Raw genomic sequence first — 12,751 nt, forward strand, 5'->3', positions numbered from 1 at the left:
ACAACGCTGTAATGCGAAGTATGAAGAGTAGCCTGGAGCCTTAACAATGTTACAAAAAGATATCATTTCGCAAATTGCCCAACGCCTAAATCAAGCTGAGAAAACGCGTGAGCAAATCCGTCAAATTTCACTAGATCACCCAGAAATAACCATTGAAGACGCTTATGCAATTCAACGTGAATGGGTTGGATTGAAACTTTCAGAAGGGCGCGTGGTGAAAGGCCATAAAATTGGTTTAACATCAAAAGCCATGCAAGCTAGCTCACAAATTGATGAACCTGACTACGGCGCACTTCTTGACGATATGTTTTTTGATGATGGTTGCGATATTCCCATTGACCGCTTCATTGTTCCGCGCATTGAAGTCGAACTAGCGTTTGTGTTAGCCAAACCTTTACGTGGCCCAAACTGTACAATATTTGATGTTTATAACGCGACTGATTACGTGATTCCTGCGTTAGAACTTATCGATGCGCGTTGCCACAATGTCGATCCTGAAACAAATCGCCCACGCAAAGTCTTCGACACTATCTCCGATAACGCTGCAAATGCTGCGGTTATTTTAGGTGGAAGACCGATTAAACCGCGCGATCTCGATATGCGTTGGATCAGTGCATTACTGTATCGCAACGGTGTTATTGAAGAGTCTGGTGTAGCAGCAGCAGTGCTTAACCATCCCGCTAATGGTGTTGCATGGTTAGCCAACAAACTGGCACCACACAATGTTGAACTTGAACCCGGCCAAATCATTCTTGGTGGTTCATTTACGCGCCCTGTTCCTGCCCGTCGAGGAGATGTTTTCCACGTTGACTACGGCGTAATGGGCTCAATTAGCTGCCGTTTCGTTTAAGGAAATTGCCATGGATATCTTACACAATAAATTCAAAGCGGCACTAAAAAGCGGTCAGCCACAAATCGGCTTATGGCTTGGATTATGTAGCTCATACAGCGCTGAATTAGTGGCAGGTGCGGGGTTTGATTGGTTATTAATTGATGGCGAACATGCGCCTAATAATATCCAAACAACATTATCTCAGTTACAGGCTATCGCGGCGTACCCTTCTCAACCCGTTGTACGTCCACCGTGGAATGACCCAGTTATTATCAAACAACTGTTAGATATCGGTGCGCAAACATTATTGCTACCTATGGTACAAAATGCAGAACAAGCACAACAAGCAGTACGTGCGACGCGTTATCCACCAGCCGGTATTCGTGGTGTTGGCAGTGCATTAGCGCGTGCATCACGCTGGAATCGTGTGCCTGATTACCTGCAACGCGCCAATGATGAGATGTGTGTGATTGTGCAGGTAGAAACCCGTGAAGCTATTAAAAATTTACCTGAAATATTACAAGTTGAAGGGGTTGATGGCGTCTTTATTGGTCCGGCAGATCTCAGTGCTGATATGGGTTTTTCCGGTAATCCAAATCACCCGGAAGTTAAAGCGGCGATTGAAAAAGCAATAACACAAATTCGCGCAGCAGGTATTGCGCCGGGCATTCTCATGGCTGCGCCCGATATTGCTGAACACTATATTAAACTCGGTGCACTTTTTGTTGCCGTCGGCGTTGACACCACATTGCTAGCTCGTTCAGCAGAAGCACTTGCCGCTAAATTTGGTAAAACAGTATCAGGAATTACCTCAAGTTCTCCTAGCGTTTATTAACAAATAGGACATGAGGCAGTAGTGAGAACTTTTAAATAACCCAACCCTACAAACGGTTTATTTAGAAGATTAGAAAAAAACAACATTCAACAATGCAAAGCAGGCGCTTTATCGCAGCCTAGGGGATTTTCTGCGCCCTTAATATAGCCAAATTAATTCAAGTTATCATTTAAGTTATCGTCAGGCGGTCAATATATTTTACTAGTCACCGATAAAAAACAGGATTAGAAAATACTAAATACCACAGACATAACAGTATGTTGAATAAAAATGGATATTGCTTTCAATGCATAAAATTGAGGGTCTACAATGAGTCATTCACAACATACCGCTGGCGATAATCCCGCTCAGCAACATAAAAATTTAACTGAGCCACAACAACGGGTCATTAATAAATTATTTAAACGTCTCATCGTCTTTTTATTTGTATTATTTGTTTTTTCATTCTTAGACCGCATTAATATTGGCTTTGCGGGTCTCACTATGGGCAAAGATATTGGGCTGTCGTCCACTATGTTTGGCTTAGCCGCAACACTGTTTTATGTCACTTACGTTATTTTTGGTATTCCTAGCAATATTATGCTGGGTATTGTCGGCGCACGCCGCTGGATAGCCACCATTATGGTACTTTGGGGCATCGCCTCAACTGCCACCATGTTTGCTACGGGGCCGACCAGTTTATATGTATTACGCATGTTGGTCGGTATTGCTGAAGCGGGTTTCTTACCAGGTATCTTAGTGTATTTAACCTATTGGTTTCCAGCCTATTTCCGCGCTCGTGCCAATGCCTTATTTATGATTGCAATGCCAGTAACTATGGCATTTGGTTCTATCGCGTCCGGTTATATTCTAGGTTTGGATGGAGTTTTAAATCTTAAGGGTTGGCAGTGGTTGTTCTTACTTGAAGGTTTCCCTTCGGTGATCCTTGGTGGCCTAGTTTGGTTCTATTTAGATGATTCACCTAAAAAAGCCAAATGGTTAACTCAAGAAGATAAAGATACATTGCAAGAGATGATGGATAAAGATCAGCTTGAGCTTGTACAACCCCATGGTTCTAAAAGCCAAACGGCACTGCAAAACACGAGTTTGTGGAAAGAAATTTTCACCCCAGTAATATTGATGTATACCGTCGCTTACTTCTGCTTAACCAATACCCTGAGCGCCATTAATATTTGGACGCCGCAAATTATGCAAAGCTTTAATCAAGGTAGCAGCAATGCCATGATCGGCTTACTTACGGCTATTCCGCAGTTTTGTACTATTCTCGGTATGATTTATTGGAGTCGGCGTTCTGACCGTCTGCAAGAACGAAAGATGCATACTGCCTTGCCGTTCTTATTTGCCGCCGCAGGTTGGATCTTAGCGGCTATGACGAGCCACCCGATGATCCAATTACTTGGGATCATTATGGCATCAACCGGATCGTTTACGGCCATGGCTGTTTTTTGGACCACACCTGACCAGTCGATCAGTTTCCGCGCTCGCGCAATCGGTATTGCGGTTATCAATGCAACAGGTAATATAGGTTCAGCCGTGAGTCCACTATTGATTGGTTGGCTGAAAGATCAAACAGGTAGCTTCAACTCTGGCCTCTACTTTGTGGCCGGTTTACTGGTTATCGGCGCACTGATCGTCATCGCTATCCCAATGAAAAAATCACGCCCAAGAGCAACACCGTAAAATAGCAACGGTCGAATTTTAAAAATTGAGTGCTGCAATAATTTGAAAAAATTGAATTTATTTAGCCCTCCCTAAATGTTGTTCAAAATAATTCAAGTTGCAGCTAGGCGGCAAGCAAGCTAATCCCTAGGAGCATACACGAGTATGTGACTAGGGTTATCTTGTGCAGCCAACAACACTGCGACTTGAAGAATGAAGAACAATTCGAGTTGTAGCTAGGCGGCAAGCGAAGTTACCTCGAGGAGCATACAAAAGTATGTGACCCGAGTAACTGAACGCAGCCAACAACGCTACAGGAAGAAGAATGAAGGGTATAATAGCGAATATCGATTTAGGCACAGACTACGACGAAACCCAAGGCAACGACGACGTCCACTACCAAACCTTCGGCAACATGGCCGCTTTTTTTGGTCGTGATATGCAGGCACATCGCCACGATGGTTTTTTCCAGCTTCATTATCTTGAAACTGGCCATATCACTTTGCAGCTTGATGAGTCCCGTTATTCAGTGCAGGCGCCATTATTTATTTTAACTCCCCCTTCTGTGGCTCATGCCTTTTTTACTCAAGAAGATACTGATGGCCATGTTTTAACAGTGCGCCAAGACTTAATATCACCTTTACTTGAGTCCCTTTATCCCACCAATCGTGATCTTGTTGAGGTTCCTGCTATTTGTTTATCTGTTGCTGATAAACCCGATGATATTCATACGTTTAGTCATTACTGGGCATTAATGGCACGAGAATCGGCTAATACTGATAAAGGCCGAGATCAAGTCCTTTCATCCTTAGCTCAAGCCTTATTTACTTTTTTGTTAAGATCGATTCCCCTTGATGACCACCACATCACGGGAGTTCGAGGTGAACACCGTCTATTTCAACGTTTTAACCAGTTTATTGACCAATATTATAAGCAACACCTTACTGTTCCTGAGTATGCTCAAAAATTGGGAGTCACAGAATCAAGGCTTAAAGATATGTGTCGCCGATTTGCAAACAGGCCACCTAAGCGATTGATATTTGATAGAATATTGCGAGAAGCCAAACGCATGCTAATATTTTCGGATAGTCCCGTTTCAGAGATTGCTTATCAACTTGGATTCAAAGATCCCGCTTATTTTGCTCGATTCTTTAACCGCTTAGTAGGTAGCTCCCCAAGCCAATGGCGTGAGCAAAATATTCATTAACACCCCCGATTTAACACTTATCTATGCCATCTTCTATTTTCCATCAAATAATTTTACATATTAAAAACATTTTTGATGTTTTATGTAATTATTTTTAAATATCATTTATCTTGATTACCACCGACTAAAAATGAAGATAAAGCACAAAAAATACACTATGGAAATATGAAAAAAACCTATTCATTAATATAAAAAAATCAGTAACGAACTAATAAATAACAATATTTATTAAAAAACAACAATTACATTAATATAGAAACATCGTCATGATCACAGTTCTATCACAAATCATCTATTTCAACGAAAAGTACCCGTAAACCTTTCGAAAGTCTCTTTAAAATCACCTCAAAAAGCGATTCAATTAAGAAACACAAAATAAACATAAAATTAACATTATCGCTTGCAACCTTTACCCTATAGCCGCAAGCCCTCTATGTGAGATAACGAGGTAAACATGAAACCCGAAGATTTTCGTTCCGATGCTAAACGCCCTTTTAACAGTCAAGAGTATCTAAAGAGTCTCCAAGATGGCCGTGAAATTTATATCTACGGTGAACGTGTTAAGGATGTGACTACTCACCCAGCATTTCGTAATTCCGCAGCTTCCATAGGACAATTATATGATGCACTCCATGATAGTACGACTCATGACAAGCTTTGCTGGAACACCGACACAGGCAACGGTGGATATACTCATAAATTCTTCCGCTTCGCCAAAAGTGCTGACGAACTACGCCAACAGCGCGACGCCATTGCAGACTGGTCACGCCAAAGCTATGGATGGATGGGACGCACTCCAGACTATAAGGCGGCATTCGCCAGTTGTTTAGGGGCAAATCCTGAATATTATGGCCAGTTCGCAGACAATGCACGAACTTGGTATCAGCGTATTCAAGAAAGTGGCTTGTATTTTAACCATGCCATTGTTAACCCACCGATCGACCGTCATAAACCTGCCGATGAAGTTAAAGATGTGTATATAAAACTAGAAAAAGAAACTGATGCAGGTATTATCGTCAGCGGTGCAAAAGTGGTCGCCACTAACTCAGCGTTAACACATTATAATTTTATCGGTTTTGGCTCTGCACAAGTGATGGGCGATAACCCTGATTTTGCACTGATGTTTGTCGCGCCAATGGATGCTGATGGAGTGAAATTAATTTCACGAGCGTCTTATGAATTAGTCGCTGGTGCAACAGGTTCTCCATTTGATTACCCCCTATCAAGCCGTTTTGATGAAAACGATGCCATCTTGATTATGGATCATGTTTTGATTCCATGGGAAAACGTTTTAATTTACCGTGATTTCGACCGCGCGCGTAACTGGGCAGTACAAGGCGGATTCGCACGCCTATTTCCATTACAAGCTTGCGTTCGTTTAGCCGTTAAATTAGATTTCATTACTGGCTTACTACAAAAAAGCCTTGAATGTACTGGGGTACTTGATTTCCGCGGTGTTCAAGCAGACTTAGGTGAAGTTGTTGCATGGCGTAATTTATTCTGGTCATTAACCGATGCCATGACCTCTGAAGCCAAGGCTTGGGAAGGTGGAGCATACTTACCAGATACCCAAGCAATTCAAACTTATCGCGTAATGGCACCAATGGCCTACACGAAAATCAAGAATATAATAGAAAGTAACGTCACGAGCGGCTTGATTTACCTGCCATCAAGTGTTCGGGATATGAATAATCCAGAGATAGATAAATATCTGGCTAAATATGTTCGCGGTTCTAATGGTATGGATCACGTTGAACGTATCAAAATTTTAAAATTAATGTGGGATGCTATCGGTAGTGAATTCGGTGGTCGCCATGAACTGTATGAAATTAACTATGCAGGTAGCCAAGATGAAATTCGTCTGCAATGTCTGCGTCATGCACAAGGTTCTGGCAACATGAAAGCGATGACTGATATGGTTGACCGTTGCCTATCTGATTACGATCAGCACGGTTGGAAACGCCCTCATTTACATAACAACAACGATATTAATCAGTTAGATTTGTTGCTGAAATAATCGGCAACACAGGAGGTCAATATGTCTTTAGAAAATGAACATCGCCTACGTTTCAGAGATGCGATGGCAAGTCTCGGTGCCGCAGTTAACGTCATCACCACTGATGGTACTGAAGGCTGCTGCGGTATTACAGCAACTGCTGTCTGTTCGGTTACCGATACGCCACCGACTTTGATGGTTTGTGTTAACCGCAACAGTGCAATGAATGCGGTCTTTCAAAAGAATGGCCGCCTGTGTGTTAACGTGCTTAGCCATGAACAAGAAGATATAGCGTGTCATTTCGCCGGCATGAAGGGTTCTACAATGGAAGAACGTTTCGGCTGGAACGTTTGGGATAAAGGCATTTTACAACAGCCACAATTAAGAAATGCCCTAGCCAATTTAGAAGGCGAGATAACGCAAGTACAAGATATCGGTACGCATTCCGTCTACATGGTTGAAATGAAACAAATCATCGTCAATGATGAAGGTCATGGCTTAGTTTACTTCAAACGTAAATTTCATCCGGTAATGCATCAGATTTTAGAAACAACTGATTAACATTAATATAATAATTCACTGAGTGATTATTTACTAAAATTATCGAGTTACGAAAAAACCTCTTTTTAAAAGAGGTTTTTTATTTCATCTAAATGTTATTATTGAAAAATTAACCTTCTAAATAATGCTTTTAAATTATATAAATAAAAAATAACTTATTGATTTAATACAATTTAAAAATTCACACCTATTTGGTTTTATTGACACATCTCAAATTTCAGGTATAAACTAACTCTATACAGTTGTTTATTACTATAAAAAAACCAATCTTAAAATGAAATATTTTATTAATAACCACATTATCTACGATAGCCATCAGGGGCTGTTGTACACTGACGACGTTAATAACGCCATAAAATTAACGACGACCTTAAATCGCTTATTATTAGTACTCGTTCAAAATAATGATGAAATTCTAGATAGAGAAACGCTACTTCAACGTGTCTGGGACGACTATAATCAAGTTGTTTCTGATAATAACTTAAATAGTAGTATCTCTGTTTTACGTCGCCATTTAGCTTCTTTTTTTGATGAGGAAATTATTACCACTATTCCTAAAGTAGGTATAAAATTTTCGGCAGAACTGAAATTTGAAGATAGTGAAAACTTGCCACCTGAAGATATAGTTAGTTTGAATTCAGATATTGAAAGTGAACCAGCAGCTATTGTTAAACCTGAAATCGAAACAAAATCAGTAATAGCTAAAAAAAGCTATATCTTAAATAACCGATATCTTGAAGTTGCACTTATAGGTATCATCATTTTTTGTTTGATTTATTTATTTAAAAGTTATTTTTTCGCTAATAAAGTGGAATACCCAGAGGTTGGTCGGATAGATCAATGTAGCATCCGCTACATTAATAGCTACCATAAACCCGATACAACCACTGTAAGTTTTACGATATTACAAGAAAAGCTTAAAAACCTAAATATTAACTGTCAAAAACCAGCAACTATCTTCTATTATAATGTTGGCACACTCACTCATAATAAAAATATACATGATGATTTTTTATTTATCTCATATTGTCCTAGTGCACCTAAAGATAGTGCAACTGTAAGTTGTGAGAATTTTTATGTTAAATAAAATATCAACAAGAATGCTTTTTTTATCCATCATATCTGTAGTGTTAGTTTCAACTAGCCTATATTTTCACCATATAATTAATACTCCTATTATTCCCAATTGTCAGACAACCTTAAGAATAAACATCTCTGATAATCGTTCTAACTTAAAAGGCTTTTACCTATTAAGTGTTATTCCTAATGAGAATAAACCTGACCAAAACACATTCATAATGAATGGAAATATTAATGACAATGGTAAAGACTATACTATTTCACGAAAATATCTGATGAAACATGAATATTTAGGCGATCATTTCTTTTTACGCGTTGAGAATATATTTATAGACCCATCGGATCAGGTTCAAGATAAAATTAAGATTCGAGGAGTACCTGAAGTTAATCAACTTTATTTTTTAAAAATAAAAAAATTAACCGAAAAAAATTATATATTTGAAGAAAACTTCTCTCCCATTTTTATTTGCACTCTATAATCTCCAAAAAAACCATAAAAAATGCATCAAATATTGATAATTTGATGCATTTTTTTTATTTATAAACAACCTCAACCTTAAAACACCTTAAACTCACAAACATTAAACATTTCACAGCTAATTAAATTAGCATAAAAACATTAATTCACATTAAAAAAATCTTATCATTGAATTATTGTTTTTAATTTAATTAAAAATAAAGAATTTTATTCCATTTTACTCGCTAGAGGGATAAGCTTTCTTCCGTCGAAATGACCTCGCTAAAAACGATTATATAAATACGTTAAGCGCTCTGTGATTAGGACATTTTAAAATCCATTGATGGATGCTGAACTTTATTCCTGTGACCGTCTTTTTATAAAAGCTCACCAGGGACCAAATATTTACTTATTTTTAAGGATGTAAGGTATGAAATTAAATAAACTTTCTATTGCTGTTTTATTCGCTACTTCTGCTATTTCAACTTCTATTTTTGCTAGCGCTAACGCCGGTGAATTACATTTCAGCGGTCAAGTTGTAAATGCCCCATGTAATATCGAATCAGAAAGTACAAAACAAGAAGTTCCATTCGGCCAACTTTCTCGTGCATCTTTAGAAGCAGGCAATGCAGCTGAAAAAGATATCGCAATTAAGATCAAAGACTGTAATTTCAATGAGTTTACTAAAGACAAAGATGATAACTGGGTTGCAGTTAAAGATATCAAAATCACTTTTGGTGGTAAAAACTATGTTGGTACTAACAAAGAATTCTTAGGTACTACTGGTACAGCTTCAAATATCGGTGTTCAGATTAAAGATTTTAAATTTGATGAAGCTAAATCTATCATGAACCAAATTCGTAATACACAAGGTGAAAACGTTTTAGAGTTTACAGCATTGGCGAAACGCGTTGATGGTACAACACCAGTTATTGAAGGTGAATTTAGTTCTATTGCTGATTTTAAAATCACATACGAGTAATTTTTTTAGGGGAGAGAATTCTCTCCCCATAAAAGGCTCATTATGAAAAAAAATACTTATCTATGGATTGCCTTATTATTTAACTCGATTAACTCTAATGCCACTAGCTCTAACCTTGGGCATATTCAAGATGGTCTTCAAGGTGAAGCAGTAATGCAAGGTTATATCGTCTCGGCACCTTGTTCAATTGAAACCAATAGCCAATATCAATATATAAATTACGATTACATTTCTAACTATAGTATAAATAATATAGAAGCCGAAAAATTAATGCGAAAACCTTTCTATATAAAATTAAATAACTGTATTAGCGAATATGATAGTAGTAATCATAAAGGTATTAAAATTCGTTTTTTTGCGCCGCAAGATACATACAGTAATGCAATAAAACTGTCAGGCCCTAAACCTGGAGTTGTTCTATACATTTATGACATTAACAACAATTTATTAATACCAAACAAGCTCTACTCCATTTCTAATAATTACATTTATTTTGATAATAAAAGTAAAGAGAGCTTTTTAAAATATGAAACAGAATTAAGTGCAAGTAATAACGAAATTACACCTGGTGATTACTTTACCACAATTAAATTCAACGTTACTTACGATTAGTAAATAAACTTATAATTAATTTAATGAAAAAAAACATGGTTAAATTTAATATTTACTCTTATATTATTGTGACTTCTTTTTTATCTTCAATCTCTTCGTTAGCTTATGCTGTCGAATTTAATACAGATATGTTAGATACAGAAGACACTCAAAATATTGACTTTAGCCAATTCTCTCAGGCTGGATTTATTATGCCTGGCACTTATCATTTAACGCTCAAAGTCAATAATGAAAGTATGGGTAGCGCGCAAGATATCACAGTGATAGCCCCGCAATCCCAAAATACTAGTTTATTCGATACCGTTTGTATTCCCGTTAATATTCTTGATCGTTTAGGGCTTACTCCTGATGCAAGCAAATTAATTGAATATCGTGATGAAGGTAAATGCCTTGATTTATCTATGCTTGAAGGTACGTCATTAAATGTAGATTTATCGACATTAACGTTATCCATTTTTATCCCACAAAGCTATTTAGAATATACAGACTCAAGTTGGGTTCCTCCTTCACGTTGGGAAGAAGGTGTAAATGGCTTTATATTAGATTACAACCTAACAGGTTCTTTAACTCGTCGAAATTCAGGTTCAAGAGAATCATACATTTCTGCTAACGGTACAACAGGATTTAATTTTGGTGCATGGCGTTTACGCGGCGATTACCAGGCAAACTATAGAAAATCGGTAGGAAGCTTCGAAAACCAATATAGCGATGCCACATTTAGTCGATTATTTGCTTATCGCTCAATAAAATCTATTGCATCTATTTTAGCTTTAGGTGAGAACTACTTTTACTCTGCTATTTTTGATTCTTGGCAGTACACCGGTGTATCTCTTGAAACCGATGAAAATATGATGCCACCTAAATTAACCGGTTATGCGCCAGAGATTATTGGTATTGCTCAAACTAATGCCACCGTTATTGTCAAAAGTCATAACCGTATCGTTTTAGAAACAACCGTACCTGCGGGCCCATTTCGCATCCAAACACTCGATAGCTCCATTCGTGGAACACTCGATGTCACTGTACGAGAAGAAAATGGGGAAGAACAACAATTTAGCATTACAACTGCGGCACTACCCTACTTAACCAGACCTGGGCAAATTCGCTATAAATTTGCGGCAGGGAAACCACGTTTCAATGGGCGTCAACTCGAAGGGGATTTAACGGCTTCGGGAGAGCTATCGTATGGACTAAATAACTTTTGGTCTATCTATGGTGGTTCTATTTTATCAAAAAACTATCAGGCACTTTCAGCAGGCTTTGGTCGTGACTTATTTTCATTCGGTAGTCTTTCATTCGATGCGACTCAGTCACACGCTCAATTGCTAGATAAAACGTTAACTGGTCGAAGTTATCGGCTTAGCTATTCAAAATCATTTGATGAAGCCAGAACTGACATTACGTTCGCTGGATATCGTTTCTCTGATGAAACCTATCGATCCTTACAACAAACTTTGGATGAACGCCGCACGGGCAATGAGGCCCAAGCACAAAAAGAAAGCTACCAAGTAAATATCAACAAATATTTTGATGATTTTTCATTGGGGGGCAACTACCAGTACAACACTTATTGGAACAGCGAAGCGGAAGAACAGTACAGCTTATACTTAAGTACGCTTCTCAATTGGGCTGCGGTTGGGCTTAAAAATATTAACCTCACCGCCTCGGCAACACGCTCAAAAAGAGCGGGATACCAAGATGATGCTATTAGCTTATATTTTACCATTCCTTTAGCCCAAGGAAATAGCATTAGCCTTTCTGAAAGCTATACAAAAAGCCAAAATGGTCAACATAGCTCAACTCATAATATTGGTTATAGCGGATATAGCGAACAGCGCAATTATAACCTCAACATCGGTTACCAAACAGGAAGTCATCAAGATAACCAAACCAGCTTTAGCGGCTATTTGAGTCAAAACCTGCCATATGCTTCGATTTCAGGGAATGCAAGTTATGTCCCGAATGAATATCACAGTGTTGGGGGATCAATTAATGGCGGGATCACTTTAATTAAAGAGGGTGTTGCCATGCACCAAGCTGCCTATGGCGGAACTCGACTTGTTATAGAAACCCCAGGTGCGACTAACGTTCCGCTTAGTGGCGGCGTATATCAAACTAATCACTTCGGACTCGCGGTATTGCCAAACGTTAGTAGTTACCGAAAAACCAGTGCATCAATTAATACCAGTAAATTACCAAACGATGTTGAAGCATTAGAGACTGTCACAGATGCCACTCTGACTCGCGGAGCAATCGGATATCGCCGTCTTAACGTTATTCAAGGTGAAAAAACGTTTGCTCGCTTAAAGCTGGCTGATAACGCTTATCCACCTTTTGGCGCTAGCGTACGTAATAGCAACAATATTGAACTGGGAATTGTCGGAGAGCAAGGTATTACATGGATTGTAGGTATCCGCGCTAAAGAATTATTAAACATCTATTGGGGAAACAAACTTCAGTGCAGCGCTCAAGTTCCTGACGTGATTAATCCTCAGGAAGTTTACCCCACTATCATTTGCCGTTAAGAAGA

General features: G+C 38.6%; 11 protein-coding genes. All 11 read left to right on the forward strand.

Annotation, left to right across the window (positions count from 1 at the left end):
- Nucleotides 1-46 precede the first annotated feature (46 nt).
- The 11 genes from hpaH (at nt 47) to AAZR93_RS18245 (ending at nt 12,746) form a co-directional block, all read left to right on the forward strand.
- Complete coding sequence (gene hpaH / locus AAZR93_RS18195; protein WP_434720642.1) at nt 47-850, forward strand: 2-oxo-hept-4-ene-1,7-dioate hydratase; 804 nt, start codon at nt 47-49, stop codon at nt 848-850.
- A 10-nt stretch (nt 851-860) separates the two neighbouring features.
- Nucleotides 861-1,667, forward strand: coding sequence for a 4-hydroxy-2-oxoheptanedioate aldolase (gene hpaI, locus AAZR93_RS18200; protein ID WP_434720643.1), 807 nt, complete (start codon nt 861-863; stop codon nt 1,665-1,667).
- 309 nt (nt 1,668-1,976) lie between these two features.
- Complete coding sequence (hpaX, locus tag AAZR93_RS18205) at nt 1,977-3,347, forward strand: 4-hydroxyphenylacetate permease (protein ID WP_294108611.1); 1,371 nt, start codon at nt 1,977-1,979, stop codon at nt 3,345-3,347.
- A gap of 304 nt (nt 3,348-3,651) precedes the next feature.
- Nucleotides 3,652-4,533 carry a 4-hydroxyphenylacetate catabolism regulatory protein HpaA gene (gene hpaA / locus AAZR93_RS18210; protein ID WP_294108609.1) on the forward strand — a complete coding sequence of 294 codons (882 nt, stop codon included), beginning with the start codon at nt 3,652-3,654 and terminating at the stop codon, nt 4,531-4,533.
- Between the two features lie 454 nt (nt 4,534-4,987).
- A complete protein-coding gene (hpaB, locus tag AAZR93_RS18215; RefSeq protein ID WP_294108607.1) occupies nt 4,988-6,550 on the forward strand; it encodes a 4-hydroxyphenylacetate 3-monooxygenase, oxygenase component in 1,563 nt (520 codons plus the stop codon).
- A 21-nt stretch (nt 6,551-6,571) separates the two neighbouring features.
- Nucleotides 6,572-7,090, forward strand: a complete 519-nt coding sequence (gene hpaC, locus AAZR93_RS18220; protein WP_434720644.1) for a 4-hydroxyphenylacetate 3-monooxygenase, reductase component — start codon at nt 6,572-6,574, stop codon at nt 7,088-7,090.
- 325 nt (nt 7,091-7,415) lie between these two features.
- The gene (locus AAZR93_RS18225; RefSeq protein WP_434720645.1) at nt 7,416-8,177 is read left to right on the forward strand and encodes a winged helix-turn-helix domain-containing protein; all 762 of its coding nucleotides are present in this window, start codon (nt 7,416-7,418) and stop codon (nt 8,175-8,177) included.
- The gene (locus AAZR93_RS18230; protein WP_434720646.1) at nt 8,167-8,649 is read left to right on the forward strand and encodes a hypothetical protein; all 483 of its coding nucleotides are present in this window, start codon (nt 8,167-8,169) and stop codon (nt 8,647-8,649) included. The genes AAZR93_RS18225 and AAZR93_RS18230 overlap by 11 nt, the downstream gene beginning before the upstream one ends.
- Before the next feature lie 408 nt (nt 8,650-9,057).
- Nucleotides 9,058-9,609 (forward strand): fimbrial protein, encoded by a 552-nt coding sequence (locus AAZR93_RS18235; RefSeq protein ID WP_434720647.1) that lies wholly within the window; start codon nt 9,058-9,060, stop codon nt 9,607-9,609.
- Between the two features lie 42 nt (nt 9,610-9,651).
- On the forward strand, nt 9,652-10,221 hold the full coding sequence (locus AAZR93_RS18240) for a fimbrial protein (protein ID WP_434720648.1): 570 nt from the start codon (nt 9,652-9,654) through the stop codon (nt 10,219-10,221).
- A gap of 35 nt (nt 10,222-10,256) precedes the next feature.
- A complete protein-coding gene (locus tag AAZR93_RS18245; RefSeq protein WP_434720649.1) occupies nt 10,257-12,746 on the forward strand; it encodes a fimbria/pilus outer membrane usher protein in 2,490 nt (829 codons plus the stop codon).
- Nucleotides 12,747-12,751: the final 5 nt, after the last annotated feature.

This window comes from Providencia sp. Je.9.19, from assembly GCF_051129765.1.
Lineage (GTDB): Bacteria > Pseudomonadota > Gammaproteobacteria > Enterobacterales > Enterobacteriaceae > Providencia.

Excerpts from the sequence above, each read along its gene's own strand:
- hpaH (WP_434720642.1), top strand. The coding sequence starts at position 47 with ATGTTACAAAAAGATATCATTTCGCAAATTGCCCAACGCCTAAATCAA.
- hpaI (WP_434720643.1), top strand. The coding sequence starts at position 861 with ATGGATATCTTACACAATAAATTCAAAGCGGCACTAAAAAGCGGTCAG.
- hpaX (WP_294108611.1), top strand. The coding sequence starts at position 1,977 with ATGAGTCATTCACAACATACCGCTGGCGATAATCCCGCTCAGCAACAT.
- hpaA (WP_294108609.1), top strand. The coding sequence starts at position 3,652 with ATGAAGGGTATAATAGCGAATATCGATTTAGGCACAGACTACGACGAA.
- hpaB (WP_294108607.1), top strand. The coding sequence starts at position 4,988 with ATGAAACCCGAAGATTTTCGTTCCGATGCTAAACGCCCTTTTAACAGT.
- hpaC (WP_434720644.1), top strand. The coding sequence starts at position 6,572 with ATGTCTTTAGAAAATGAACATCGCCTACGTTTCAGAGATGCGATGGCA.
- AAZR93_RS18230 (WP_434720646.1), top strand. The coding sequence starts at position 8,167 with ATGTTAAATAAAATATCAACAAGAATGCTTTTTTTATCCATCATATCT.
- AAZR93_RS18235 (WP_434720647.1), top strand. The coding sequence starts at position 9,058 with ATGAAATTAAATAAACTTTCTATTGCTGTTTTATTCGCTACTTCTGCT.
- AAZR93_RS18240 (WP_434720648.1), top strand. The coding sequence starts at position 9,652 with ATGAAAAAAAATACTTATCTATGGATTGCCTTATTATTTAACTCGATT.
- AAZR93_RS18245 (WP_434720649.1), top strand. The coding sequence starts at position 10,257 with ATGGTTAAATTTAATATTTACTCTTATATTATTGTGACTTCTTTTTTA.